At 68.6% G+C, this 25,091-nt stretch carries 21 protein-coding genes; 7 read left to right on the top strand and 14 right to left on the bottom strand.

Features of this window, described 5'->3' with window-relative positions; all coding sequences use genetic code 11:
- The first annotated feature begins 53 nt into the window (after positions 1-53).
- Positions 54-1,820 carry a phosphoethanolamine transferase gene (locus DA1_RS03450; RefSeq protein WP_034390077.1) on the top strand — a complete coding sequence of 589 codons (1,767 nt, stop codon included), beginning with the start codon at positions 54-56 and terminating at the stop codon, positions 1,818-1,820.
- Positions 1,821-1,838: 18 nt separating this feature from the next.
- Here DA1_RS03450 and DA1_RS03445 read toward each other — a convergent pair whose 3' ends face one another.
- The 6 genes from DA1_RS03445 to DA1_RS03420 all read right to left on the bottom strand — a co-directional run bounded on the left by DA1_RS03445 (position 1,839) and on the right by DA1_RS03420 (position 6,716).
- Positions 1,839-2,363: a nucleoside deaminase gene (locus DA1_RS03445; protein ID WP_080736790.1), complete on the bottom strand. Its 525-nt coding sequence runs from the start codon at positions 2,361-2,363 to the stop codon at positions 1,839-1,841.
- A gap of 10 nt (positions 2,364-2,373) precedes the next feature.
- Positions 2,374-3,141, bottom strand: coding sequence for an ABC transporter permease (locus DA1_RS03440; RefSeq protein WP_012203071.1), 768 nt, complete (start codon positions 3,139-3,141; stop codon positions 2,374-2,376).
- Between the two features lie 16 nt (positions 3,142-3,157).
- Positions 3,158-4,000, bottom strand: coding sequence for an ABC transporter ATP-binding protein (locus DA1_RS03435; RefSeq protein ID WP_017406667.1), 843 nt, complete (start codon positions 3,998-4,000; stop codon positions 3,158-3,160).
- A gap of 68 nt (positions 4,001-4,068) precedes the next feature.
- Entirely contained in the window at positions 4,069-5,106 is a 1,038-nt protein-coding gene (locus DA1_RS03430; RefSeq protein ID WP_034390076.1) for an ABC transporter substrate-binding protein, read from the bottom strand.
- Positions 5,107-5,161: 55 nt separating this feature from the next.
- The gene (locus DA1_RS03425; RefSeq protein ID WP_034390074.1) at positions 5,162-5,677 is read right to left on the bottom strand and encodes a nucleoside deaminase; all 516 of its coding nucleotides are present in this window, start codon (positions 5,675-5,677) and stop codon (positions 5,162-5,164) included.
- Positions 5,678-5,687: 10 nt separating this feature from the next.
- Positions 5,688-6,716, bottom strand: coding sequence for an ABC transporter substrate-binding protein (locus tag DA1_RS03420; RefSeq protein ID WP_034390072.1), 1,029 nt, complete (start codon positions 6,714-6,716; stop codon positions 5,688-5,690).
- Positions 6,717-7,313: 597 nt separating this feature from the next.
- On the opposite strand from DA1_RS03420, the gene DA1_RS03415 reads away from it, so the two are divergent.
- Entirely contained in the window at positions 7,314-8,336 is a 1,023-nt protein-coding gene (locus DA1_RS03415; protein WP_034390070.1) for an isopenicillin N synthase family dioxygenase, read from the top strand.
- Between the two features lie 213 nt (positions 8,337-8,549).
- Here the strand turns inward: DA1_RS03415 and DA1_RS03410 are convergent, their stop codons facing one another.
- The 4 genes from DA1_RS03410 to DA1_RS03395 all read right to left on the bottom strand — a co-directional run bounded on the left by DA1_RS03410 (position 8,550) and on the right by DA1_RS03395 (position 12,420).
- Positions 8,550-8,804: an acyl-CoA-binding protein gene (locus DA1_RS03410; protein ID WP_012203065.1), complete on the bottom strand. Its 255-nt coding sequence runs from the start codon at positions 8,802-8,804 to the stop codon at positions 8,550-8,552.
- A gap of 115 nt (positions 8,805-8,919) precedes the next feature.
- A complete protein-coding gene (locus DA1_RS03405) occupies positions 8,920-9,699 on the bottom strand; it encodes an ABC transporter ATP-binding protein (protein ID WP_034390068.1) in 780 nt (259 codons plus the stop codon).
- 61 nt (positions 9,700-9,760) lie between these two features.
- Complete coding sequence (locus DA1_RS03400) at positions 9,761-10,969, bottom strand: M20 aminoacylase family protein (RefSeq protein ID WP_034390067.1); 1,209 nt, start codon at positions 10,967-10,969, stop codon at positions 9,761-9,763.
- A 293-nt stretch (positions 10,970-11,262) separates the two neighbouring features.
- A complete protein-coding gene (locus DA1_RS03395; RefSeq protein WP_034390066.1) occupies positions 11,263-12,420 on the bottom strand; it encodes an ABC transporter substrate-binding protein in 1,158 nt (385 codons plus the stop codon).
- A gap of 197 nt (positions 12,421-12,617) precedes the next feature.
- Between DA1_RS03395 and DA1_RS03390 the strand changes: the two genes are divergently transcribed.
- Positions 12,618-14,696: a molybdopterin-containing oxidoreductase family protein gene (locus tag DA1_RS03390; RefSeq protein ID WP_034390064.1), complete on the top strand. Its 2,079-nt coding sequence runs from the start codon at positions 12,618-12,620 to the stop codon at positions 14,694-14,696.
- Between the two features lie 90 nt (positions 14,697-14,786).
- Positions 14,787-16,553, top strand: a complete 1,767-nt coding sequence (locus DA1_RS03385) for an ABC1 kinase family protein (RefSeq protein ID WP_034398115.1) — start codon at positions 14,787-14,789, stop codon at positions 16,551-16,553.
- Positions 16,554-16,735: 182 nt separating this feature from the next.
- Here the strand turns inward: DA1_RS03385 and DA1_RS03380 are convergent, their stop codons facing one another.
- From DA1_RS03380 to DA1_RS03370, 3 genes are all read right to left on the bottom strand, one after another.
- Positions 16,736-17,710, bottom strand: coding sequence for a Bug family tripartite tricarboxylate transporter substrate binding protein (locus tag DA1_RS03380; RefSeq protein ID WP_016446620.1), 975 nt, complete (start codon positions 17,708-17,710; stop codon positions 16,736-16,738).
- A gap of 79 nt (positions 17,711-17,789) precedes the next feature.
- Positions 17,790-18,803, bottom strand: coding sequence for a TraB/GumN family protein (locus tag DA1_RS03375; RefSeq protein ID WP_034390061.1), 1,014 nt, complete (start codon positions 18,801-18,803; stop codon positions 17,790-17,792).
- Entirely contained in the window at positions 18,800-19,822 is a 1,023-nt protein-coding gene (locus DA1_RS03370) for a fumarylacetoacetate hydrolase family protein (RefSeq protein WP_034390060.1), read from the bottom strand. Before DA1_RS03370 ends, DA1_RS03375 begins: the two co-directional genes overlap by 4 nt.
- Positions 19,823-19,948: 126 nt before the next feature.
- Here DA1_RS03370 and DA1_RS03365 point away from each other — a divergent pair, with 126 nt between their 5' ends.
- The 3 genes from DA1_RS03365 (at position 19,949) to DA1_RS03355 (ending at position 22,407) form a co-directional block, all read left to right on the top strand.
- Complete coding sequence (locus DA1_RS03365; protein WP_034390057.1) at positions 19,949-20,728, top strand: IclR family transcriptional regulator; 780 nt, start codon at positions 19,949-19,951, stop codon at positions 20,726-20,728.
- Complete coding sequence (locus tag DA1_RS03360; RefSeq protein WP_034390055.1) at positions 20,721-21,908, top strand: DUF3108 domain-containing protein; 1,188 nt, start codon at positions 20,721-20,723, stop codon at positions 21,906-21,908. The genes DA1_RS03365 and DA1_RS03360 overlap by 8 nt, the downstream gene beginning before the upstream one ends.
- Positions 21,909-22,113: 205 nt before the next feature.
- On the top strand, positions 22,114-22,407 hold the full coding sequence (locus tag DA1_RS03355) for a BTH_I0359 family protein (RefSeq protein WP_034390054.1): 294 nt from the start codon (positions 22,114-22,116) through the stop codon (positions 22,405-22,407).
- Positions 22,408-22,517: 110 nt separating this feature from the next.
- Here the strand turns inward: DA1_RS03355 and DA1_RS03350 are convergent, their stop codons facing one another.
- Positions 22,518-24,743 (bottom strand): IPTL-CTERM sorting domain-containing protein, encoded by a 2,226-nt coding sequence (locus DA1_RS03350; protein ID WP_162269871.1) that lies wholly within the window; start codon positions 24,741-24,743, stop codon positions 22,518-22,520.
- Between the last annotated feature and the right edge of the window lie 348 nt (positions 24,744-25,091).

Here is a 25,091-nt window from a genome sequence, read left to right as displayed (position 1 = left end):
GTCTGAACGCGGGGTTCAGATGTTCTTAAGCTGCGAATTCTACGCTCGCGGCCATGTCAGAACGCCTGCTCGCCCGCCCCCCCTTTGCCGGCTCCTCCGGCACCGGCCAAGCCCCGGCCCCATCTTCTGCCCAGCCTGCCCAGGCGGCCCCCGCCAGCCTCCCGGCACGGCTGCGCACAGCCTGGAGCGCCCCGCGCTCGCCCCAGGCCGTGGCCCTGGTGCTGGCGCTGTGGCTGCTGGCCACCGCCAACTGGGCGCTGTGGCGGCGCCTGCCCCACCTGGAAGGCTATGACGGCAGCCTGGCCGCCCTGGTGCTGCGGCTGCTGCCCCTGGGCCTGGGCGGCCTGCTGCTGCTGCTGTCGCTGACGGCCTGGCCGCGCGGCATGAAGCCGCTGTGGATTGCCCTGCCCTGGATTGCCGGCGCGGCCCAGTACTTCATGACCGCCTACGGCACGGTGATGGACGGCGGCATGATCAACAACATCCTGCAGACCGACCTGCGCGAAAGCAGCGACCTGTTCAACCCCCAGCTGCTGCTGCAGCTGCTGCTGGTGGCCGGACTGCCCACGGCATGGCTGCTGCGGCTGCGCGTCATCCGCCCGCGCCGCAGCACGCAGACGGTGCTGCGCACGCTGGGGCTGCTGGCCGCCTCGGTGGTGCTGCTGGCGGCGTCGGTCTTTGTCTCGTACCGCGAGCTGGCCCCCGTGATCCGCAACAACCTGTGGATGCGCCACATGCTCAACCCCGTGAGCCCCGTGCTGGCCTCGCTGGACGCGGTGCTCAAGCCCATCCTGCGGCCCAAGCGCCCGTTTGCCAGCATTGCGGCCGGCGCCACGCTGGGCGCCACCTATGCGGCCGAGCGCAAGCCGCCGCTGTTCGTCATCGTGGTGGGCGAGACGGCGCGCGCCGCCAACTGGGGCCTGAACGGCTATGCCCGCGACACCACGCCCGAGCTGGCCAGGCGCAAGGTGCTCAACTGGAGCAACGTGACCTCCTGCGGCACCAGCACGCGCGAATCCGTGCCCTGCATGTTCTCCCACCTGGGCCGCACGGGCTTCTACAAGAGCAAGGTGGACTACGACAACCTGGTGGACGTGCTGTACAACGCCGGCCTGGCCGTGCTGTGGGTGGACAACCAGGCTGGCTGCAAGGGCGTGTGCGAACGCATTCCCAACGCCAGCACGGCCGACCGCCTGAACACGCCCGACGGCAAGGCCCTGTGCTCCAGCGACGGCGAATGCCTGGACGGCATCCTGCTCAGCGGCATCGACGAACGCATCGCCGCCCTGCCGCGCGAGCGCCGCGAGCGCGGCGTGGTGTTGGTCATGCACGAGATGGGCAGCCACGGCCCGGCCTACTACAAGCGCTCCACGCCAGAGACCAAGGTCTTCCAGCCCGAATGCCTGACCAATGCACTGTCCAGCTGCACGCGCGAGCAGGTGGTCAATGTCTACGACAACTCCATCCGCTACAACGACCACTTCCTGTCGCAGACCATCGATTGGCTGGCAAGCCAGCAGTCGCGCTACCAGACCGGCATGGTCTACATGTCGGACCATGGCGAGTCGCTGGGCGAGATGGGCATCTACCTGCACGGCATGCCCTACGCCATGGCGCCCGACGAGCAAAAGCACATTCCCATGATTGCCTGGCTGGGCAACCTGGGCGAGCGCACCGGCGTGTCCGAGCGCTGCGTGCGCGGCCAGCTGGACGCGCCGCTGTCGCACGACAACCTCTACCACACCACCCTGGGCCTGCTGGACGTGACCAGCCCCACCTACCAGAAGCCCCTGGACGCGCTGGCCGGCTGCCGCAGTTGAGCCGCCCGCGCAGGCGGCTCAGCCCTGTTGCCAGAAGCCCCGGTGCGGCGCCAGCATCTCCTCCTGCAGCGCAGGCACGGGCCCCACGACCTGCACGCTGCGCTGCCCGCGCGCGAAGACCTCGCGACAGGGCAGGGACAGCGTGGGGTTTTCGGGATGGTCGCCCGTCAGCGCCAGCAGCGCCGTTTCCTCGGCGCCGTAGAGCACGCGGCCTATGCCGGCCCAGTAGATGGTTCCGGCGCACATGGCGCAGGGCTCGAAGGTGGTGACCAGGGTGCACTGCGCCAGATAGGCGCCCGGATAGTTGGCGGCCGCCGTGCGCGCCAGGGTGGACTCCGCATGGTTCACCGTGTCGATGTTGCCCTGCTCGGCCAGCACGGTCTCGCCGTCGGGCGCCAGCAGCAGTGCGCCAAAGGGATGGCGGCCCATGGCCATGGCCCGCCCGGCCACGGCGCCTGCGCGGCGCAGCTGGCGGGCCGCCTGTTCGGCGGTCAGGGGCGTCATGGGCGTCATGGGCGGTGTCGTCGTGGGTGCGGGCATCATGGCCGGATTCTCACTCACCCTGCGAGCCGCGCCGGGCCCAGCCGGTGGTGCGCTTTTCGATGGCGCTGAACAGCTCGTACATCACCATGGCCATGGCGCCCACCACGATCAGGCCGGCAAAGGCCAGGCCCATCTGCATGGACGAGCCGGCCGACACCAGCAGGTAGCCGATGCCTTCGTTGGCCGCGGTCATCTCGCTGACCGTGGTGCCCACGAAGGCCAGGGTGATCGCCACCTTCAGCGAGCCGTAGAAGTAGGGCATGGAGCGCGGCAGGCCGACCTTGATCAGCACGTCCCAGCGCCGGGCGCCCAGCACGCGCAGCACATCCTCCAGCTCGGGCTCCAGCGTGGCCAGGCCGGTGGCGATGTTGACCATGATGGGAAAGAAGCTGATCAGGAAGGCCGTGAGGATGGCCGGTCCTGCGCCGATGCCGAACCAGACCACCAGGATGGGCACGAAGGCCGCCTTGGGCAGTGCGTTGAAGGCCGTCATCAGCGGATAGAACGCCGCATAGGCCAGGCGCGAGGAGCCGATCAGAAAGCCCAGCAGCACGCCCACCACGATGGCGATGCCAAAGCCCGCCATCGTCACCCAGTAGGTGCGCCAGGCGTGGGCGGCGATGATGCCGCTGAACTCGGCCAGCTGCCGGCCGATGGCCCAGGGGCTGGGGAAGATGAATTCCGAGACCTCGAAGGCCGAGCAGATGACCTGCCACAGCAGGATGACCGCCAGCAGCAGCACCCAGGGCGCCCAGCGTTCCGCGTATTTCTTGTGCATGTGAATCTCCCCCGTTCTATTGTTGGATGGCCGCGCCGGTCTTGCGCATGGCGCCGATGTGGCCGCGCAGCTCGTGCACGATGTCGGTGAATTCGCGCGTGTAGGTCAGCTCCAGCTCGCGCGGGCGCGGCAGCTCGATGTCGCGGCGCACCACGAAGCGGCCCGGGCTCTTGCTCATCACGTACACGGTGTCGGCCAGGAAGACGCTCTCGCGCAGGTCGTGCGTGACCAGGATGACGTTGAAGCGCTGCTCGGCCTGCAGGTCGCGCAGCACGCACCACAGCTCCTCGCGCGTGAAGGCGTCCAGCGCGCCGAAGGGTTCGTCCAGCAGCAGCATCTGGGGCTCGTGGATCAGCGCGCGGCAGATGCTGGCGCGCTGCTGCATACCGCCAGACAGCTGCCAGGGGTACTTGTCCTCGTAGCCGCCCAGGCCCACCTTCTGCAGCAGGGCGCGCGCACGCGCCTCGTACTCCTTGCGCTTTTGGCGGAACTGCGAGCGGTGCGGCTCCACGATCTCCAGCGGCAGCAGCACGTTGTCCACCGTGGTGCGCCAGGGCAGCAGCGACGGTGCCTGGAAGGCCATGCCCGAGATCTTCAGCGGCCCGGTCACACGCTCGCCGTTGACCATGACACGGCCCATGGAGGGCATCTTCAGCCCCGTGGTCAGCTTCATGAAGGTGGACTTGCCGCAGCCCGAGGGGCCGACGATGGCGATGAACTCGCCGCGCCGCACCTGCAGGTCGATGGCCTCGACCGCGAAGTGGTTGGCGCGCAGCAGCTCCTCGTTGTAGGCAAGCCAGACGTCGCGGAACTCGACGAAGAAGGCGTCGTCATCGCCGTGGGATGTGGAGGAATTCATGGCAGGCAGCAGGCAAGGGCCGGCGCGTCGCCCGCTGGCGCACGCGCACGGTGTCAATCACTTTGTCGTCACTTCTTGGGCAGGATGTTCAGCTCGGCCGCAGACGGCAGGAAGCTGCCGTTCCAGACCTCGGCCGGGTTCACGCGCGTCTTGGTGGCATAGACATCGGAGACCTGCGACGCCATCAGCGACAGCCGCGTGGGCACGACCTGGCCAAAGCCCTCGGCACGCGCGTCGGCGCTGTTGACCACGGTGTCGATGGCCAGTTGCAGGCGGCGTGTCTCCAGCTGGGTGTTGACGATGCCGTCGCGCTCCTTCACGTAGGCAATGGCCGCGCCCGGGTTGGCGATGACTTCCTTGGCCCCCTTGGCGAAGGCCTGCAGGAAGGCCTTGATGGCGGCCGGGTTCTCCTTGATCAGCTTCGGGCTGGCGATGATGGCGTTGCCGTACAGCTTCACGCCGAAGTCCGCATAGGGCATGACCACCACATCGGCGGCCTTGATGCCGCGCGCCTCCAGGTTCAGCAGCGAGGTGAAGGTGAAGCCGGTGATGGCATCCACATCGCCGCGCACCAGCATGGTCTCGCGCAGCGGCGGGTCCATGGCCGTCCACTGCACGGTGCCGACCTGGTTGGCCTTGGCGAACAGCGGGAAGGCGCGGCGGCCCGCATCGAACACGGGCGCGCCCAGCTTCTTGCCGGTGAGGTCGGCCGTCTTGGCGATGCCGCTTTTCTTGAGCGCCATCACCGAGGCCGGCGTGTTGTTGTAGACCATCATCACGGCCACGGGCTTGTTGGGCATGTCCGGGTTGTTGGCCTGGAACTCCATCAGCGCCGCGATGTCGGCAAAGCCCAGGTCATAGGCGCCCGAGGCCACGCGCTGCACCACGCCGCCCGAGCCGCTGCCGGCATCGACCGTGACATCCAGGCCCACGTCCTTGAAGTAGCCCTTGGCCACCGGCTGCAGGAAGAAGGCGGCCGGCCCCTCGAAGCGCCAGTCCAGCTGGAACTTCAGCGGCGTGGCCGCGTGGGCCTGTGTCTGGGCCGTTGCCAGGCCCGCGCTGGCGGACAGGGCCAGGACGGTGTGCAGGAACAGTCGTTTTTGCATGGTGGGCTTCCTCTCTGATGGTCAAAAGAAACGGTGGGGACGGAACGGGGCCGGATCAGCTTTTCCAGGCGCCCTGGTGCGAAGCGGCGGCCTCGCCGATCAGCGCCGGGCCTATGCATTCGATGGCGTGTGACGAGGCGGCGAACACATCGCGGCAGGACAGCTCGGCATCCTTCTGGTCCAGGCGCTCGCCGCGGAATTCGCGCAGGCGCACCGCGTCTATGCCGTAGACCACGCGGCCTATGGCCGACCAGAAGATGGCGCCCGCGCACATCACGCAGGGCTCGGCCGATGAATACAAGGTGGCTGCGGACAGCGCCTCGCGGTCATGCAAGGGGCTGGCCAGGCGGATGGCCGACAGCTCGGCATGGGCCGTGCAGTCGCCGCTCTCGCCATTGGCGTTGGAGGCCTCGGCGAGCACGCGGCCATCGGCGGCCACGATGAGCGCGCCGAAAGGGCGGTTGCCGCGCTTGCGCGCGCGGTCGGCCATGGCGATGGCGCGGCGCAGGTACAGGCCGTCGCGCTCGTCGAGCGAGGCCTCAAGGGGCAGTGAAACGGTGGCGTGGTCCATGTGCGATCCCTCAGGCCTTGGCCATGCGCGCGGCCAGCGGCGGCAGCAGGCTGCGGTTGAACAGCGCGTCGGCCGACACGGGCGCCTTCAGGGCAAAGGCCTGGCTGACCTGCTCAGCCTGGCGGGCCAGCAGCTGCGGGTCGATATCGCCCAGGCCGTGGCGCTGCGTATCGGGCGCGGCCAGGTACTGCGAGGTGATGGCCCAGCGCGCCAGTTCCAGCTTTTCATCCAGGATGGGCTCGCGCTGGCGCACGGCGGCCACGGCCAGCGCGGGCTGGGCCAGGCATTCGATGAGGGCGCGGTTGCTGGCGCGCAGGAATCCCGCCACCAGCGCCGGCTGCTCGGCCACCAGCGCGCTGGAAGCCAGGATGGCGTTGCCATACAGCTGCACGCCCGCATCGGTATAGCGCAGCACCGACAGCTCCTCGGGCTTGATGCGTGCGAACAGCGACACGGCCGAGTCATGGAAATAGGTGGCCGCATCCACATCGCCGCGCACCACTACGTTGTCGCGCGCCGAGAACTCCGTCGTGGTCCAGGCGAACAGGTCGGCCGGCAGGTTCTGGCGCTGCGCGACCAGGGGCCAGACGCGGCGCGTGGACTCCACGGCGGCGGCGGCCACCTTCTTGCCCTTGAGGCTGGCGAACTCGCCCGTGATGCCCCGGTCCTTGCGGCCGATGATGGCGAACGGCGCGCGGTTGTAGTACTGGTAGACGGCCTGCACGCGCGCGGCACCTGCGTTCTGCGCCTGGAACTCGATCAGCGAGCTGATGTCGCCCAGGCCCAGCTGGTAGGCGCCACTGGCCACCCGCGTGATGGATGCCACCGAGCCCGAACCCACGTCGATGCTCACGTCCAGCCCCTCGTCGCGGTAGTAGCCCTTTTGCAGCGCCACGAAAAAGGGCGCGGTCTGCGAGGTCACGCGAAAGTCCAGCGTGAACTTCAGCGGTGTCAGCGCCTTGCCCTGGGCGAAGGCACCGGGCATCACGGCACTGGCAGCGGGAAGGGCGGCGGCGGCAAGGAAATGGCGGCGTTGCATGGTGGAACTCTCAGTCGCTATCAACATGGGGACCGGCCGCTGGCATGGGGCCGGGCGGCTGGCGTGACATGAGCAATTTCCGGGCAACGCGCACTGGGCGCGTGCTGAACGCTTCTACTCAACGATGCTTGTATGCAAAGTGCGTACCACCCCCTGAGTCGCTTCGCGCCTTCCCCCTCTCTCGCTGCGCGGGAGGGGGACGACACCCTCGGTGCGGGGCGGCCCTTCCTTGGTGTCTCTGAGTGGGGCCGCGCCAGTTTCAAGCGCTGCGGGCATGCATCACCTTGGTGCACCGCCAGCTAGATGTGGGGCAACAACACGATTTCGACTGACAGCTGCACCACGATGGAACGCGCGCAGCGAAGAACCGGCCTGCGCGGGCTGGCGCGCTGTTTGCTTGGGTGGTTGGCAAGAGTAGAAGCGTTCAGCTTGCCGGCCTGTGCCGGCGCGGGTCATTGCTCTTGAAGCGGGTGCGGGAGCGGCGTGGCTGCGACCTGTGCCCTTTCAGCCACTTCAAGAGCGACGGGCGGGATCGGTGTCTTTTTGCGCCGGCCGCTGCGTGCCTTGCCACTGCCTTTGCGGCAAAGGAAACAGACCATGAACATGCTTGCCAACCCCACCCTGACTTCGGCACCGGCCTCAGATTACGCGCTGGGCGAACTCGCCAAGGAGGCCCGCATGGGCGGCCAGGGGCAGGAGACGCGCGCACGAGAGGTGCGGGTGATCGATATCTCCGACTTTGACCGCCGCAAGGCCGAGATCGCCGATGCGATCTGGCAGGCCTCGGTGGAGATCGGCTTCTTCCAGGTGTCGGGCCACGGCATTCCCCAGCCCGATATCGATGCGGCCTTCGGGCGTGCCGAGCAGTTGTTCGCCCTGCCGCGCGAGGTGAAGGCGCAGTGGCCGCTATCGCGCAATGCGGGCTGGGAGCACAAGGCGCAGATCCGGCCTTCCACGCGCACGCCCGACCAGAAGGAGTCCTACCAGATGACGCGACCGCGCATGGCCGGCCTGTGGCCCACGCAGCAGGAGCTGCCGGGCTTTCAGCAGGCCACGCTGGACTTCGAGCGCCAGTGCTGGCAGGTGGGCATGCAGCTGCTGTCGTGCTTTGCGTACAAGCTGGGCTTTGATGCGGACTTCTTCACGCGCGCCCACGACCCTTCGGTGCCCGCCTACCAGAGCACGCTGCGCATGCTGCACTACTTCGCGGTCGATCCCGCGCTCAAGGACGAGCTGGGCCTGTGGCGCGCAGGCGCCCACACCGACTTCGACTGCCTGACCCTGCTGTTCCAGCGCGCGGGCCAGGGCGGCCTGCAGGTGCTGCCGGGCAAGGAGATGGAAGGCCAGCAATGGACGCCCGTGGACCCCGTGGAAGGCGTGATCACCTGCAACATCGGCGACATGCTCACGCGCTGGAGCGACGACCAGCTGCCCAGCAACTTCCACCGCGTGCGCAATCCCCTGCCCCATGAATACCAGGGCGCGCGCTACAGCCTGGCCTTCTTCTGCCAGGCCAACGAGGACGCGGTGATCGAAGGGCCGCAAAAGAAGTACCCACCCATCACGGGCGCGGAGTACCTGCGCCAGCGCATCAGCGCCAACTTCTCGAACAAATATTGATCCCCCTGAGCGGCTGCGCCGCTTCCCCCTTCTCGCTTCGCGGAGGGGGACGACGCCTTCGCCGCGAGGCGGCTCTTGCTCGGCGTCCCTGAGTTGGGCCGCGCCAGTTTCCAGCGCTCCACTCTTTGACATAGTGTGGTGTGGCCTGGCCGGAAACGACAAGGCCCCGGAGTCCGGGGCCTTGTCTGTGTCTGCGATCGGTGGTGGTGTTGATCAGCGCAGCGATTCGATCAGGTCGATGTACTGCTGCTTGGCGTCGTCGGCCGAGGTGTCCTTGAGCTTTTCCCAGGCGTCCCACTTGGCGCGGCCGACCATGTCGGTGAAGCTGGGCTTCTTGGCCTCGTTGTCGCCTTCGGTAGCCTGCTTGTACAGCGCGTAGAGCTTGAGCAGCGTGGCGTTGTCGGGGCGCTCGCTGATCGAGGTGGAGTTCTTGACGGCGGCTTCGAAGGCGGCATTCAGATCGGACATGGCGGGTCTCCTGGTGGGCGGTTCGTGTAGCGGCACAGTGTAGCCAAAAAAGCAGGAATTTAGAACGACCGTGCTTTTTTCTCCGTCAACCGCACCGAGACCGGCCACGCCGCTCCTACGCTGCGCTGCAAAGGAGCCCGGCCGTGGGCCATCGGTCAGCCTCGCAAGGCGCGGGGGCCGGCGGCTGGGCGCGAACGCTGTCCGGTTGCAGGAGGCGGCCGTGCTCGATCACGGCCACGCGGTCGGCGACGGCGAAGGCTTGCTGGCGGTCTTGCGTCGCATAGACGGCCGTACACCCCAGGCTGCGCAGCAGCCGGGGAATTTCCTCGCACAGGCGCTCGCGCAGGTTGCCGTCGAGGCCGGACAGGGGTTCGTCAAGCAGCACCAGGCGCGGGCGCTCCACCACGGCGCGGGCCAGCGCCGCGCGCTGCTGCTGGCCACCCGACAGGCTGCCGGGAAGACGCTCGCCCATGCCCTGCAGCCCGGCCAGGCCCAGGGTCTGCTGCACCCGCTCGTGGATCTGCGCGCGAGGCAGGCCGCGCATTTCCAGCGCGAAGGCCACGTTGGCCTGCAGGCTCATATGGGGCCAGAGCGCATGGTCCTGGAGCACCAGGCCCAGGTCGCGCCGCTCGGGCGGCAGGGACTGCGAGGCGCTGGCCGCGCACTGCCCGTCCATCCAGACTTCGCCGCGGCTGGGCTGCTCCAGCCCGGCCAGGATCTTGAGCAGGGTGGTCTTGCCGCAGCCCGAAGGACCCAGCAGGGCCAGCACCTCGCCGGGGGCGATCTGCAGGCTGATGTCCTGGAGCACGGCGCGCTCGCCGTAGATGCGCTTGAGCTGCCGGGCTTGGACGGCCACGCCCTGCGCGGCGGCCGAGGAGGATTCGATGGAGGTCACAGGGACCGCATGCTAGGTGCGGTGTGTGACATGCCGGTGTCGGCCGGACCCTGCAAGGGCCTCAGCGCGTGGGCTCGCTCAGCCAGCGCTGGGCCAGCTTCACCCAGAACGTGGCGCCCTGCGGGATCAGCTGGTCGTTGAAGTCGTAGCTGGGGTTGTGCAGCGTGCAGGGACCGCCGCCGTGGCCGATGGCGCGGTGGTCGCCGTCGCCATTGGCGATGAAGCAGTAGGCGCCGGGCTTTTCCAGCAGCATGAAGGCGAAGTCCTCGGCGCCCATCGAGGGCTCCTGGGGCAGCACGTTGGCCTCGCCCACGACCTCGGCCATGACGCGGCGTGCGAACTCGGCCTCGGGCGCGGAGTTGATGGTGGGCGGGTAGTTGCGCACGAACTCGAACTCGCAGCGCGTGTCATGCGCCGCGCAGATGCTCTCGGCCAGGGCCTTCATGCGCCGCTCGATCAGGTCCAGCACCTCCAGCGTGAAGGTGCGCACCGTGCCCTGCAGCTCCACGCTGTCGGGCACCACGTTCGTGGCCTCGCCCGCGTGGACCATGGTCACCGAGACCACGCCCGCCTCGATGGGCTTGACGTTGCGGCTGACGATGGTCTGCAGGCCCAGGATCAGCTGTGCCGCCACGGGCAGCGGGTCGATCACCATGTGCGGCATGGCCGCGTGGCCGCCCTTGCCGCGCACGACGATGCGGAACTCGTTGCTGGACGCCATGGCCGGGCCCGGGCCCACGGCCATGGTGCCGGCCTTCATGCCGGGCCAGTTGTGCATGCCGAACACGGCCTGCATGGGGAACTGGGTGAACAGGCCGTCCTCGACCATCTCGCGCGCGCCGCCACCGCCCTCTTCGGCCGGCTGGAAGATCAGGTGCACCGTGCCCTCGAAGCTGTCGCGGTGCGCGGCCAGGTACTGCGCGGCGGCCAGCAGCATGGCGACATGGCCGTCATGTCCGCAGGCATGCATTTTTCCGGCGTGGCGGCTGGCGTGTTCGAAGGTGTTGAACTCCTGCATGGGCAGGGCGTCCATGTCGGCGCGCAGCCCGACGGCGCGGCCGCTGGCGCCGCCGTCACGGCCGTGGATGGTGCCCACCACGCCCGTGCGGCCCAGGCCGCGGTGCACGGCAATGCCCCATCCCTCCAATTGCCGGGCCACGAGGTCGGCAGTGCGGATCTCCTCGAAACACAGTTCGGGATGGGCATGTATGTCGCGGCGCAGCGCGGTGATTTCGGGTGCGCGGTCCAGCAGTTCCTGCAGCAAGGCCATGGGGTTCTCCTTTTAGAGCGTGTTATGCACTTTTAAGTACCCGCGTTGGCTTTGCGCGCTGGTGATCGCAAGGCGCAGTGTGCCGCCAAGGCTGAAGCCTTGGCAAGCGCTGCAACGCCGCGAGCGCCTGCGCGCAAAGCCAACCCTCCGGGAAAGCCGGGAAAGGGGCCCGGCCCTTCGTTGCAGCCCGCTTGCGGTGTGGCAACCGCGGCGCGTGCTACGCCTCGTTCCGGGCCCCTTTCCCGGCTTTCGCGGGCACTTAAAAGTGCATAACACGCTCCAATGCAGCAAGCCTACACCCGGACCTTGCCGTCGCCGGTCAGCATGGACAACTCCACGAAGCGCGGCTTGCCGGACTGCGGCTTGAAGACCAGCGGGAAGCCGGCCACCTGCTGGCCGTGCATGGCGTCGAGCGCGGCCACCAGGCCGTCGCGCGTGGGCTTGCCCGAGGCCGAGGCCTGGCGCAGCGCATCGGCGAACACGCGCGCCGCCAGATAGCCTTCCATGCTGGAATAGTTGGGCGTCAGCTTGCCGCCGCCCTTCTGGATGGCCGCCAGGAAATCGCGCGTGATCTGGCGCGAGGTCTGGAAGGGCGAGGGCACGACCTGGGTGATGACCACGCCTTCGGCATCCTTGCCCAGCGTCTCCGACAGCGCCTGGGCACCCACGAAGGACACGTTGTAGAACTGCCCGCCAAAGCCTGCCTGGCGCGCCGCGCGCACAAAGGCCGCGCTGGCCGAGTAGGTGACGATCTGCACGATGACATCGGCGCCCAGCGGCACCAGCGTCTTGACGGCGGCGGCCACATTGTTCGAGTTGCGCTCCACCGTGGCCGCGCCCACGGGCTCCAGCCCCTTGGCGGCCAGCGCCGCCTTGACACCGGCCAGGCCCGATTCGCCATAGGCATCGTTCTGGTGCAGCACGGCCACCTTCTTCAGGCCCAGGCCCGTGAGGTGGCGCACCATCAGCGCCGTCTCGTCGGCATAGGAGGCGCGCACATTGAAGACCAGGTGGGCCAGCTGGGGCTGGCGCAGCGCGTCGGCGCCCGTCAGCGGCGCGAACAGGGGCACGCGCGCCTTTTGCAGCAGCGGCAGCGCGGCCATGCTGGTGGAGGTGCCCACGTAGCCGAACAGGGCGAACACGTCGTCGGACAGGAAGCGCTGGGTATTGGCCGCGCAGCGCTCGGGCTCGTAGCCGTCGTCCATCACGCGCAATTCGATGTTGCGCCGGGCAATGCCCCCCTGCGCGTTGAGCTGTTCGAAGTACAGCTTGGCGCCTTCATGGAAGGGCTGGCCGATCTGTGCCGCGGGGCCCGTCATCGGGCAGGACTGGCCCAGCACGATGGTGCCTCCCGCGTCCTGGGCGCGCACTGCGCCGGTCCAGGTGGCGGCAGCAGCCGTGCTGGCTGCGATGAACTGTCTGCGGCTGAACGCCGTCTTGGGTCGGAGCATGAACTTGCCTGTTTTTGTCACTGGAATCGGCGCCGTTGCTGCGTGCAGCCGGCTGCAAGGGTCCGCATAATAAAGACAAGCGGCGATTGCGGCATGCAAGACCGGCACCGCCCCTTGCCCGTGACGGCCTTTTCCCGTTTTCCCGGCTTTCACGGTTTTTTCGCAAAGTACCCACCCTGTCCGAGACCGCTGCCACCATGTCCTCCGCCACGCCCCCACTCCAGGCCACCTCACAGGTGCTGGGCGCCTGCCCCCATGACTGCCCCGATACCTGCTCGCTGGTGACCACGGTCGAAGACGGCATCGCCAAAAGAGTCCAGGGCAACCCCGCCCATCCGCACACGGGCGGCGTGCTCTGCGCCAAGGTCAGCAAATACACCGAGCGCAGCTACCACCCCGAGCGCGTGCTCACCCCGCTGCGCCGCGTGGGGCCCAAGGGTTCCGGGCAGTTCGAGCCCGTGGGCTGGGACGAGGCGCTGGCCGACATCGCCGCCCGGCTGCACGCGCTGGCGGCGCGCGATCCCGAAGCCATCCTGCCCTACAGCTACGCAGGCACCATGGGCCTGGTGCAGGGCGAGAGCATGGACCGGCGCTTCTTCCACCAGCTCGGCGCCTCGCTGCTGGACCGCACCATCTGCTCCAGCGCCGGGGGCGAGGCCCTGAACCTGACCTATGGCGGCAAGCTGGGCATGCGCGTGGAGCATTTCACCGAAAGCCGGCTCATCCTCATCTGGGGCAGCAACAGCATCGGCAGCAGCCTGCATTTCTGGCGCTATGCGCTGGAGGCCAAGCGCAACGGCGCACGCCTGGTGTGCATAGACCCGCGCAAGACCGAGACCGCCGACAAGTGCCACGAGCACCTGCAGCTGCTGCCCGGCACGGACGCGGCCCTGGCGCTGGCCCTGATGCACGAGCTGATCACGCACGGCTGGCTGGACCATGACTACATTGCGCGCCACACGCTGGGCTGGGAGGAACTCAAGGCCCGCGCCCTGCAGTGGCCGCCCGAGCGCGCGGCCCAGGTCTGCGGCTTGCCCGTGGAGCAGATCCGCCAGCTGGCGCGCGACTACGGCACCACCACGCCCGCCGCCATCCGCCTGAACTATGGCGTGCAGCGCGCGCGCGGCGGCGGCAATGCCGTGCGCGCCATCGCCTGCCTGCCGGCCCTGGTGGGCGCCTGGCGCCACCGTGCGGGCGGCCTGCTGCTGTCCGCCTCGGGCGCCCTGCCCGCGCAGCGCGCCCGACTGCAGATGCCGCACCTGCTGGGCGAACGCCGCCCGCGCACCATCAACATGAGCACCATCGGCGACGCCTTGCTGCACGAAGGCGGCAATGGCTTCGGCCCGCGCGTGGACGCCATCGTGGTCTACAACAGCAATCCCGTGGCCGTGGCGCCCGAGTCGGCCAAGGTCGTGGCCGGCTTTGCGCGCGAGAACCTGTTCACCGTGGTGCTGGAGCAGTTCATGACCGACACGGCCGACCTGGCCGACTACGTGCTGCCGGCCACCACGCAGATCGAGCACTGGGACATCCACGGCAGCTACGGCCATACCGACGTGCTGCTCAACCGCCCCGCCATCGCGCCGCTGGGCCAGGCGCGCAGCAACGGCCAGATCTTCCGCGACCTGGCCGCGCACATGGCGCGGCATGACGACGCCTTTGCCGCTGCCCATTTCCAGACGGGAGACGAGCAACTGTGCCGCGAAGCCTTCGAGGGGCGCGGCGTGGACTTCAACGAGCTGATGGACAAGGGCTTTGCCACCCTGGCCCTGCCCGAGGCCCCCTTTGCCGAGGGCGGCTTCGCCACGCCCTCGGGCCGCTGCGAATTCACCAGCGCCGAGCTGGCGCGGCGCGGCATGGACCCGCTGCCCGACTACCTGCCCAACTACGAAACCGCCGAAACGGATGCGCGCTACCCGCTGGCCATGATCTCGCCGCCGGCACGCAACTTTCTCAACAGCAGCTTCGTCAACGTCAAGAGCCTGCGCACCATGGAAGGCCGCCCGCTGGTGGAGCTGCACCCCGACGACGCCGCCCCGCGCGGCGTGGCCGAGGGCGACCGGGTGCGCGTCTTCAACGACCGGGGCAGCTACGAATGCCACGCCACCCTCAACGGCCGCGCGCGCCGTGGCGTGGTCAACGGCCTGGGCATCTGGTGGCGCAAGCACGGGGACAACGGCACCAACGTCAACGAGCTCACCCACCAGCGCCTGACCGACCTGGGCCGCGCGCCCAGCTTCTACGACTGCGCGGTGCAGGTGCAGCGGCTGGCCTGAGCCCCGCCCCGGAGGCGGGCGATTCCTGCGCAATGGCGTCTGGCGCATCGGCACAATGGACCGCATTGCCACCACCGACAGGAGATGCCCATGCTGCAAACCGCCGTGGTCGCCGTGCGCGACCGTGCCCGGCTGCAGGAAATCGTCGGCGTGCTGCTGCGCTTCGGGCTGGCCGACCTGGTCGACACGCTGGGCCTGGCCCGCTTCGCGCCACGCGGCAGCCAGCCCCATCCCGAGCATCCGCTGGATGCCAGCCGCCCCGAGCGCCTGCGCATGGCCCTCGAACACCTGGGTCCCAGCTTCGTCAAGCTGGGCCAGATCATGGCCACGCGCTCGGACCTGCTCGCGCCCGAATGGACGGCCGCCCTGCAGCAACTGCACAGCCACGCCGCCCCGCTGCCCTGGGAGACGGCCCAGCCGTTGATCGAGCAGTCGCTGGGCCTGCCAGTGGAGCAGGTGTTTGCGCATTTCGACCCCGTGCCGCTGGCCTCGGCCTCCATGGCCCAGGTGTACCGCGCGCGGCTGCCTGCGGCTGAAGACCGGGATGACCGGGATGACCGGGAAGACCAGAAAGACGGCCGCGACAGCGACAGCACCCCTGCGGCCAGCGCTGCCGACATCGAAGTCGTGGTCAAGGTCCAGCGCCCTGGGCTGCGCCCCCAGATCGAGGCCGACCTGCGCCTGCTAGAGCACCTGGCGCTGCTGGCCCAGGAACAATGGCCGCAGCTGGCACGCTACCGCCCGCGCGAGGTCACGCGCCAGCTGGGCCAGGCGCTGCGCGAGGAACTGGATTTCACCGTCGAAGCCCACAACGGCGACGCCGTGGCGCGGCACTTCGCGGCCCAGCCCGAGATCGTCGTGCCGGCCATCCACTGGGCATTGAGCGGGCCGCGCCTGCTGGTGCAGGACTTCGTGCCGGGCGTGCCGGCCTCGGCCGTGGGTGCGGACCCCGCGCTGGACGGCCCGCTGCTGGCGCGCCGTGGCGCCTGCGCGTTTTTGCAGATGGTGCTGCGCGACGGCCTGTTCCACGCCGACCCCCACCCTGGCAACCTGCTGGCCCTGCCCGGCAACCGCGTGGGCTTCATCGACTTCGGCATGGTCGGTCGGCTGTCGCCCCAGCGCCGCCGCCAGGTGCTGGGCCTGATGCGCGCCCTGGTCGAGGGGCAGGGCCGCAGCCTCTCGGGCGTGCTGCTGGAATGGGCTGCCGAAAGCGAAATGCCCGGCCGCGCCCCGCCCTCGGCCGCGCGCATCGAGGCCGCCGTGGACCGCTTCGTGACCCGCCATGGCCCCGGCGCCAGCAATGGCCGCCTGGTCATGTCCCGCGCACTGCAGGACTTCATGGCCCTGGCCCGCGAAACCGGCGTGGCCCTGCCCGCCGACATGGCGCTGCTGCTCAAGGCCCTCATCACGGCCGACCAGGTGCTGCTGCAGCTGGACCCGCAATTCGACGTGGTGCAGACGGCCACGCCCCTGGTCAAGGCCCAGCTGCTGCAGCGCTACTCCCTGCGCAGCCTGGCGCGCCAGCGCCGCGCCGCCATGGCGCAGTGGATGGAACTGGCAGACGACGCGCCGCACACCCTGCGGCTGGTGATGCAAAGACTGCGCTCGGGCCGGCTGCAGGCCGATCTGGACATACGCCATATCGACCGGCTTTCACTGGCACTGGAACGCGCCGCCACCCGCCTGGCACTGGCCGTGGTCTCCGGCGCCTTCATCCTGGGCCTGGCCCCCGGCCTGCTGACCATGGGCCCGCGCCTGTGGGGCATCCCCCTCTTCGCCGCCCTGGGCGTGGCCGGCGCCGCCGCCAGCCTGGCCGTTCTTTTCACCACCATGCGCAGGCAGAAGGCGCTGGATTGATCGCTGGATTGGCGATCAGGAACGCCAAAAAAGCAGCACCAGCGCATCAGTTCAAAGCCGGGCGCCGCCCCCAAAACCGCCACGGCCCAACCCAGAGACACCGAGGAAGGGCCGCCCCGCACCGAGGGTGTCGTCCCCCTCCGCGAAGCGAGAAGGGGGAAGCGGCGCAGCCGCTCAGGGGGTCAGTCCAATTTGACGCCCGCGCTCTTGATGATCGCCCCCCAGCGCTTGGACTCCGCGCGCGACATGGCCAGGAACTGCTCGGGCGTGCCGGGCAGCGCCTCCATGCCGAAGTCCTGCATGCGCTTGACCACGGCGGGGTTGGCCAGCGCCTTGTTGAGCTCGGCGTTCAGGCGCTGCACCACGGCGGGGGGCATCTTGGCCGGGCCCAGGATGCCCTGGAAGGCATAGACCTCGGTATCGGGCACGCCGACCTCGGCCAGCGTGGGCAGCTCGGGCAGGCTGGGCACGCGCTTGCCCGTGCCGATGGCCAGGGCGCGCACCTTGCCCGACTGGATCACGGGCAGCCCAGAGGCCAGGTCCAGGAACATGCAGGGCACCTGGCCGCCCATCACGTCGGCCAGCGCAGGCGCCGCGCCGCGATAGGGGATGTGCGTCAGGAAGGTGCCCGTGCGGTTCTTGAACATCTCCATGGCCAGGTGGTGGGGCGAGCCGTTGCCGGGAGAGGCGTAGTTGACCTGGCCCGGATGCGCCTTCACGTAGGCCAGGAATTCCTTGAAGGTCTTGGCCTCGAAGTTCGGGTTCACCACCAGCGCCATCGGGAAGCGGCTGATGCCGCCGATGTAGGTGAAGTCCTTTTCGGGGTTGAAGGACAGCTTGCTGAACAGGTGCTCGTTGTAGGCCAGCACGGCGTTGTCGGCCGACATGATGGTGTAGCCGTCGGGCTTGGCCGTGGCCACGATCTGGGCGCCGATGTTGGTGGAGGCGCCGGGGCGGTTGTCCACCACGATGGTCTGGTTCAGCGTCTGGCGCATGGCCTCGGCCACGGTGCGCGCCAGCACGTCGGTGCCGCCGCCGGGCGGATAGGGCACGACCCAGCGAATGTTGCTGGCGGGCCAGTCCTGCGCCTGTGCAAAAGGCGCGGCCATGCCGGCGGATGAGGCCGCCACGGCGGCCAGGAATTGTCTACGGTCCATTGTTGTCTCCTGTGGGATGGGTGTGATGGTCCTGGCCGCGCCCTGTTGCTCTTGTTCATGGAGGCGGCGGCCGTGTGTTTCAGGGCGGGCTGGCTGCGGGGAACTCCACGCGCTGCACCTTGAAGCCCTGGGCCGCCAGCAGCGCCGGCAGGCCGCGCGTGCCCACCATGTGCAGGGCGCCCACGGCGGCGAACACGCTGCGGCCGGAACGGATCTGCCGCGCCACTTCGCGCGCCAGGCCGGGGTTGCGGCCATAGACCATGCGGTCGTAGTCGACGCGCTCGGCGGCATTGGCCATGCAGTCGCACCAGTCGGGCAGGCTCTCCAGCAGATGGATGCGGCCATCGGCCCAGACGCGTGCGATCAGGCCCAGCTTCTGGGAGGCGATGCCGCTTTCCAGCTGGCGCAGGCCGGACTCCACCGTCTCGGCCACGCGCGCGGGGTCGTCCGAGACCAGCTCGCGCAGTTGCAGCTCGGGTGTCTCCAGCGACAGCACGGGCTTGCCCAGGGCCAGCGCCACGCCGGCCAGCGAGAAATCGATGCCATAGGACGCGTCCAGCCCCTCGCTGCGGCCGGCCAGCGACAACAGGGAGATCACCTGGGCGTCGGGGCGCAGCAGGGCCAGCTCGGGGCCGGCGCAGGCCAGGCGCCTTTGCGCCTCAAGCCGGCGCTGGAGATCGCCGCGCAGCGGCGGCGCATCGGGCCGCGCCTGCATGCCTGCGAACAAGACCTTCATGACATCGGGATCGAGGATGTTCAGCTCCAGCGCCAGGCTGTCGGAGGCGCGCAGCGCGTCCGCCACCGTGGGTCCGGGCACGCTCCAGTCGAGCTTGGCCGCATGCATGGTCCCGTAGAGCCAGCTGGTGCGGCCCCGGTGCTCGATGCGCCACAGCAGCCCACGGTCCTGCGCCTTGCGCTGCATGGCGCGGATCTCGTCCGGGCTGGGCATGCGCGCCTCGGGCGGGCAGGTGACGGGGTCCGCGGCCGGGGGCGCCGCGAATGCCCCCGCCAGCGGCGACAGCGCCAGCGCGGCCAGGCCGGCGCGCAGCGACCTGCCCGCCAGGCGCCACCAGGGTGCGCAGACGCGGCTCATTCGGCAGGCTCGACGATGTTCTGGTCGATGGCGCCGAAGATGCTCTGGCCGTCCTTGCCCTTCATCTCGATGCGGATGGTGTCGCCGAAGCGCATGAACTCGGTCTTGGGCGCGCCGTCCTGGATGGTCTCTATGCAGCGCTTCTCCGCAATGCAGCTGTAGCCCTTGGGCCACTCCATGCGCCGGTTCTTGCCCTTGCCGCTTTCCACGCCCTTGTTGCTCACGGTGCCGCTGCCCACGATGGAGCCGGCGCGCACATTGCGCGTCTTGCAGATATGGGCGATGAGCTGGCCGAAGTGAAAGCTCATGTCCTCGCCCGCATCGCACATGCCGACCTTGCGGCCGTTCCAGGTGGACTGCAGCGTCAGGTGCAGGCGCCCGCCCTTCCAGGCGTCGCCCAGCTCGTCCAGCGTCACGGCCACCGGGCTGAAGGAGGTGGCGGGCTTGGACTGGAAGAAACCGAAGCCCTTGGACAGCTCATTGGGGATCAGGTTGCGCAGGCTCACGTCGTTGGCCAGCATGACCAGGCGCACGCCGCCCAGCGCACGCTCGGGCGTGGCGCCCATGGGCACGTCGGCGGTGATGACGGCGATCTCGGCCTCGAAGTCGATGCCCATGGACTCGCTGGGCACCACCACGTCGTCGCAGGGGCCCAGGAAATCGTCGCTGCCGCCCTGGTACATCAGCGGGTCGGTGTAGAAATTGGCCGGCACCTCGGCGCCGCGCGCCTGGCGCACCAGCTCCACATGGTTGATGTAGGCCGAGCCGTCGGCCCACTGGTAGGCGCGTGGCAGCGGCGCCATGCACTGGCGCGGATCGAAGGCAAAGGCATGGACCGCCTTGCCGCTGTTGAGCAGGTGGTACAGGTCCTGCAGCTGGGGCGCCATGTAGCTCCAGTCGTCGAGCACCTGCTGCAGGCGGCTCGCTATGCCGGTCGCATAATGGGCCTGGCTCAGGTCGCGTGACACCACGACCAGTTGCCCGTCCCGCGATCCGTCCTTGTATGTGGCAAGTTTCATGCTGCTCCCCCGTGCCGCCGCCGCGCGCCACGGCATCCGGGCAGCGGCCTGGATACCCATGGCGACGCAGCCACGAATTACGATAAGTTAAATTGATTTAACTAAACAAAACCAAATTCTATTGCAATGGACAAGGAACGCGCAGGGATTCAATCGGTCGAGGTCGGTTTTACATTGCTGGAGGCGCTGACGCGCGCCCGGGGCCCGCAGATGCTCAAGGACCTGGCGTCCGACGCCGGCATGAGCGCCGCCAAGGCGCACCGCTACCTCGTGAGCTTCCAGCGCATCGGCCTGGTCACCCAGGACGCGCGCACCTCCCGCTACGACCTGGGCCCGGCCTCGCTCAAGCTGGGCCTGGCCTCGCTGGCGCGGCTGGACCCCGTGCGGCTGGCGCGCGAACGCATGCCCGCGCTCATGGAGCGCATCCACCACACGGCGGCCATCGCCGTCTGGGGCAACCACGGGCCGACCATCGTGCACTGGGAGGAAAGCGCCCAGTCGGTCACCGCCAACCTGCGCCTGGGCGATGTCATGCCCATGCTGGCCTCGGCCACCGGGCGCTGCTTCGCGGCCTGGCTGCCGCGCGAGGTCACGGCCCCGCTGCTGGAGCCCGAATTGGACAAGGCCCGCCGCATCCAGCGCAAGGACCTGCCGCTCACGCCCGAGGCCATAGACGCCATGCTGGCCGAGGTGCGCGAGCGCGGCACCGCCCGCGTGGTCGATACCGTGCTGCCCGGCATCGTGGCCTTTTGCACGCCGGTCTTCGACTCCTCGGGCCATATCGTGCTGGGCCTGACCACGCTGGGCTCGATTGCCACTTTCGACCCCGAATACGGCGGCGCCATCGACGCGCCGCTGCGCGAGGCCTGCCTCCAGCTGTCCCAGGACCTGGGCTGGAATGCCTGAAATGCACCTGCGCCAGCGCGCCCTGCCCGCCCTCACCGCCGTGGTGCTGGGCGTGCACGCCCTGGCCCTGCTGGGCCTGCCGCTGTGGAGCCAGGTATCGGCGCCACACACCGAGGTGGCGGCCATGCAGACGCGGGCGCTGTCCCTGCCCGAGCCACCCGCCCCCCCGCCTGCAGCGCCCGTACCCGCCTCGAAGGCGCCTGCGCCCAAGCCGCAGCAGCCTCGCCCCAAGGTCCAGCGCCCGGCACCCGCCGCGCCCACCGCACCCGCGCCCGAGCCGCTGGACACGCCCATCCGCGAAACCGTGGAGCCCTTGCCGATGGCCGCAGCGCCGGAGCCTGCTGCATCGGACGCCTCGGAAGCCGCCGCTGCCGCCGCCGATGCAGGTGCTGGCAGCGGGCCAACCCCGGCCACGCCGCCGGCGCCGCCCGCTCCCAAGCCCGAACCCGAAACACCGCCCACACCCTCGGCCGGCCCGGCCCAGGGCATGGCCATCACCTCGCCCGATGGCACGCCGCTGGCCTCCGACGCCCCCGTTCCCGTGCAACTGCCCGATCCCGCGCGGCTGTCGTTCGCCGTCACCGGCCAGGCCAAGCGCTTCAACTACTCGGCCAGTGCCGAGCTGGTCTGGCGCCATGCCAACGGCCAGTACCAGGCCAGCCAGGAAGTCAGCCTGTTCCTGCTGGGCTCGCGCTCGCAGACCAGTGAAGGCCGCATCACGGACAGGGGCCTGGAGCCCAGCCGCTTCAACGACAAGGCACGCAAGGAGCAATCGGCGCAGCTGGCGTTCGACCAGAACCTGGCGCACTTCAGCACGGGCGCGCCCGATGCCGCCATCGCGCCAGGCGCGCAGGACCGGCTCAGCGTGTTCCTGCAACTGTCGGCCCTGCTGGCGGCGGCGCCGCAGCGCTACCCGGCGGGTACGCAGATCAGCTTCATCACCGTCAGCGCGCGGCGCGCCGACCGCTGGACCTTCCGCGTGGGTGAGACCGAGACGCTGGACCTGCCCTCGGGCAGCACGCAGGCGCTGCGGCTGGACAAGATCGCGGCGGCCGGCGATGACCAGCAGGCCTCGCTGTGGCTGGCGCCGTCCATGCAATACCTGCCCGTGCGCATCCGGCTGGCGCAGGACAACGGCGACTTCGCCGACCTGCAGCTCAAGGGCCGCCAGGCACCCTGATCGCGGGTAGGCCGGCACTTGCAGGCACCGCTGCCGCCCGCCTACCACACCGCGGCCTGTGGCGCACGCCGCCGCGCATGCCAATCCGTGGAATACTGCATGCAAGTGCCTGTGATAGATCGGGACCCCCACGGTTCTTGAAATCCGGCGCTTCGCAGCCATGTAGGCTGTGCGACGCCCGGCAACGGGCCAGAAAGGGAACACCATGCAAATGCTTTACGACTCCGAATCTTTTGTGGTGCTCCATCTGCGTCCCGACATGGATCCGGATGCAACGGCTGGCAATGAGGCAGTCGACACCGCCCGCCAACTGCCACGCCACGGCTTCGAGATCGTGGACAAGCGCTCGGGCAAGGAGGTCTACCTGGACGGTTCCTGGGCCGAGATGTTCCAAAAGCAGATCATTGCCTGGCAGCTCGACGCCCCCACCGAGGAAGAGGTGGAAGACGCGCTGGAGCGCTACGCCGGCCTGGCCCAGCAGCCTGTCGTGGTCCACTGACGCCGCGCTTTTCACCTCCCTCCAACCCATAAGAAAGCCGGGAATGCGATGAGCATTTCCGGCTTTTTCATTGGGCTTTGGGCTGGGCGGACCCAGCCCCCATTCCACCGTCAATCCCTGGACGCAGCCCTGATCGAAAGTGCCGCCATCCCGGCCAGCATCAGGGCCAGCATCATCAGCGCCCACTGGCTCAACGTGGGGATGGCTGCCACATTGCCAGCCGCCGCCGTCAGCTCGTTGGTGAAAGCCGCTGCGTTGCCCGTGGCCGCCACCGTCAGCGTGACGGCCGCCGGCATCCTGCCCCACGCCAGGCCTGCGGGTGCCGAAGGCAGCGTGGTGCTTTCGCTGACCGTGCAACTCACGCCTTGGGGCACGTTGGTGATAGTGCCTGTGCCCGTGGTCGCATTGGCCAGCACCACGGTCCCCGTGAAACTGCCACTCGCGCCACAGCTGGCCGTGAAGGCAAAGCTGCCGCTCACGCCGCCTGCAGGCGCGCCCGTGACGTTCTTGGTCAGGCTGATGGCAGCGGTGCTGCGCACCAGGGTATTGGTGAAAGCGGCCGCATTGCCGGAAGCCACCACCGTCACCGGCACGGCAGCGGGCATGACGCCCCAGCTGTAGTTGACCGGCGCGGTAGGCAAAGGCGTGTTCTCGGTGACCACGCAGCTCGCGCCTTGCGGAACACCGGCGATGCCGCCCGTTCCCGACGAGGCATTGCTCAGCGCCACGGCGCCGGTGTAGTTGCCGTCCACGCCGCAGCTCGCAGTGAAGTCGAAGTTGCCGGTTACGCCCGCTGCAGGGCCGCCCGCCACGGTCTTGGTGAGCGCAATCGATGCGGCGCTGCGCGCCAGCGTGTTGGTCAAGGCCACGGCAGGACTGCCAGGTGGCGCCAGCAAGGCCACGGTGCCGCTGGGCGGGCTGACCTCCACCCACTGGTGATTGGCCGGTGCCGCTGGGCGGGAGGTTTCGGTCACCGTGCAGCTGCCGCTGGAGATGACGGGCGTGACAGAGACGGCGCCCGCCGTGGGCGTGCTCAGCGTCACGCTGGTGGCAATGCTCGGCACCACAATGCCGTCCGTTCCTGTGCAGGAAACGCTGACGGGGAAGCTGCTGCCCGTCAGATCCGTGGCCTGACTGCCTGCGGCCCAGGCCACCGTCTTGCCCACGGCCAGCGTGCCGGACTGGCAGGTCAGCGTGGCCGTGGCGTTGTTGCCCAAACCTGCGGGTGTGAAGTCCACACCGGGCCGGATGATGTTGGTCACGGTGCGTGCCACAGGGTCCGCGCAGGCCGCGCGGCCTGCCGCGTCATTGGGCCAGACCACGGGCACGGTGATGGAGCAGCCCGTGGTGTGGGGAATACCGAAGTCATCCAGATTGACCGTGCTGGAGCCCTCAGTCGCGGTCAGCGTGCCGCCCGTGCAGGTATGGGTGACGGGACCGCTGCCGATCAGCAGGGGGCTGGGCAGGGCATCGGTGACCTTGGCATGGGCCACGTCCTGCAGCGTGTCATTCTGAAATTCGATGGTCAGCTGCGCCGTGTTGCCGGCGCCGCCCAGCAGCACATCGGTCTTGTCAAAGCGCTTGGTCACCGTGGGCAGGCCGCAGGCACCACCCGGATCAGTCACGGCGCGCACAAAGGCCTGCGCGATCTTGCCGCCGTTGCGGGCGAGGGTCATGTCCGCATCTCGGAAGCTGGACACATCCACGGTGGCAAAGACGCAGGCGCCCTGGCCATTGTTGGACTGGGCGACGGGCACCAGCAAGGCGTAGACGCCATTGACCAGGGCGGTGGAGCCCGCAGGCGGGAAGCCGGCAACGGGTGTGCCGTTCGCCAGGTACAGAACGTTTTCTCCGGGGACGTTGTTGATGTAGTCGAAAAATCCACCGTAGACCGGGTCGAGACTGGTGAACGAGCCCGAATAGGCAGAGTTGGCATTCAGCGGATAGCTCTGAAAGACTCCCACCTTCGTGCCCAATGTGAAATTCCGCCCGGTATTGGCATTGAGCAGCTCCAGCATCTGCACGTCGTTGGTCAGCGTGTCGTCATAGCCATCGACGAAGAACAGCACGCTGTTGGCCCAGCGATTGGCCACGGCCTGTGACAGGACTGCCCAGTTCGTGGGATGGATGGCCCGATAGTGGCTGGCGACCACCACCATGTCGTAGGGCCCGCCGGGCGGGTTGAAGGTGGCTGCGCTGATGCCATTGGCTGTGAACAGAGTGGACACCCGTGTCACGTTGGCTGCTCCCACCACGTTGGAGAATTCCGTTCTCATATTGGTGAACTCGGACTCCTCGACGGAAGAGTTCACCCCGCCCGCGTCCGTGGTCAGCATCAACATCTTCTGCGCCATTGCCTGACTGCCCAGCAAAAGCATGCTGGCACACAGCAACAGCCTTGCCCATCGTCTGATTGACATCATGGGTTCCCTCCCTCTATTTCATCTGTTTAGACAATTAATCGAAAAATCCTATTGTCTTTTTCTATCGATCAAGAAACAGAGTGAAACACGCGCAGCGTTCGCGCCACAGGAAAAACCAATGCTTGCCGGCCCTGCCTGCCGCCTGCTATTAGCGCGCCTGATAGCCCGGCGCCTTCGCCCTGGTGCTTCTACCGATACTGCGCAACCCCTGCTATTTCCTAGAATCCCGGGCACAGGTTCAAGATTTGAAGACCATCTGTG

The sequence above is a fragment of the Delftia acidovorans NBRC 14950 genome, assembly GCF_001598795.1.
GTDB classification, from domain to species: domain Bacteria; phylum Pseudomonadota; class Gammaproteobacteria; order Burkholderiales; family Burkholderiaceae_C; genus Comamonas; species Comamonas acidovorans.
Note: the sequence above shows the minus strand (reverse complement) of the source record. Positions and strands in the feature narration are given on the sequence as shown.

Excerpts from the sequence above, each read along its gene's own strand:
- DA1_RS03450 (WP_034390077.1), top strand. The coding sequence starts at position 54 with ATGTCAGAACGCCTGCTCGCCCGCCCCCCCTTTGCCGGCTCCTCCGGC.
- DA1_RS03445 (WP_080736790.1), bottom strand. The coding sequence starts at position 2,363 with ATGATGCCCGCACCCACGACGACACCGCCCATGACGCCCATGACGCCC.
- DA1_RS03440 (WP_012203071.1), bottom strand. The coding sequence starts at position 3,141 with ATGCACAAGAAATACGCGGAACGCTGGGCGCCCTGGGTGCTGCTGCTG.
- DA1_RS03435 (WP_017406667.1), bottom strand. The coding sequence starts at position 4,000 with ATGAATTCCTCCACATCCCACGGCGATGACGACGCCTTCTTCGTCGAG.
- DA1_RS03430 (WP_034390076.1), bottom strand. The coding sequence starts at position 5,106 with ATGCAAAAACGACTGTTCCTGCACACCGTCCTGGCCCTGTCCGCCAGC.
- DA1_RS03425 (WP_034390074.1), bottom strand. The coding sequence starts at position 5,677 with ATGGACCACGCCACCGTTTCACTGCCCCTTGAGGCCTCGCTCGACGAG.
- DA1_RS03420 (WP_034390072.1), bottom strand. The coding sequence starts at position 6,716 with ATGCAACGCCGCCATTTCCTTGCCGCCGCCGCCCTTCCCGCTGCCAGT.
- DA1_RS03415 (WP_034390070.1), top strand. The coding sequence starts at position 7,314 with ATGAACATGCTTGCCAACCCCACCCTGACTTCGGCACCGGCCTCAGAT.
- DA1_RS03410 (WP_012203065.1), bottom strand. The coding sequence starts at position 8,804 with ATGTCCGATCTGAATGCCGCCTTCGAAGCCGCCGTCAAGAACTCCACC.
- DA1_RS03400 (WP_034390067.1), bottom strand. The coding sequence starts at position 10,969 with ATGGCCTTGCTGCAGGAACTGCTGGACCGCGCACCCGAAATCACCGCG.
- DA1_RS03395 (WP_034390066.1), bottom strand. The coding sequence starts at position 12,420 with ATGCTCCGACCCAAGACGGCGTTCAGCCGCAGACAGTTCATCGCAGCC.
- DA1_RS03390 (WP_034390064.1), top strand. The coding sequence starts at position 12,618 with ATGTCCTCCGCCACGCCCCCACTCCAGGCCACCTCACAGGTGCTGGGC.
- DA1_RS03385 (WP_034398115.1), top strand. The coding sequence starts at position 14,787 with ATGCTGCAAACCGCCGTGGTCGCCGTGCGCGACCGTGCCCGGCTGCAG.
- DA1_RS03380 (WP_016446620.1), bottom strand. The coding sequence starts at position 17,710 with ATGGACCGTAGACAATTCCTGGCCGCCGTGGCGGCCTCATCCGCCGGC.
- DA1_RS03375 (WP_034390061.1), bottom strand. The coding sequence starts at position 18,803 with ATGAGCCGCGTCTGCGCACCCTGGTGGCGCCTGGCGGGCAGGTCGCTG.
- DA1_RS03370 (WP_034390060.1), bottom strand. The coding sequence starts at position 19,822 with ATGAAACTTGCCACATACAAGGACGGATCGCGGGACGGGCAACTGGTC.
- DA1_RS03365 (WP_034390057.1), top strand. The coding sequence starts at position 19,949 with ATGGACAAGGAACGCGCAGGGATTCAATCGGTCGAGGTCGGTTTTACA.
- DA1_RS03360 (WP_034390055.1), top strand. The coding sequence starts at position 20,721 with ATGCCTGAAATGCACCTGCGCCAGCGCGCCCTGCCCGCCCTCACCGCC.
- DA1_RS03355 (WP_034390054.1), top strand. The coding sequence starts at position 22,114 with ATGCAAATGCTTTACGACTCCGAATCTTTTGTGGTGCTCCATCTGCGT.
- DA1_RS03350 (WP_162269871.1), bottom strand. The coding sequence starts at position 24,743 with ATGCTGACCACGGACGCGGGCGGGGTGAACTCTTCCGTCGAGGAGTCC.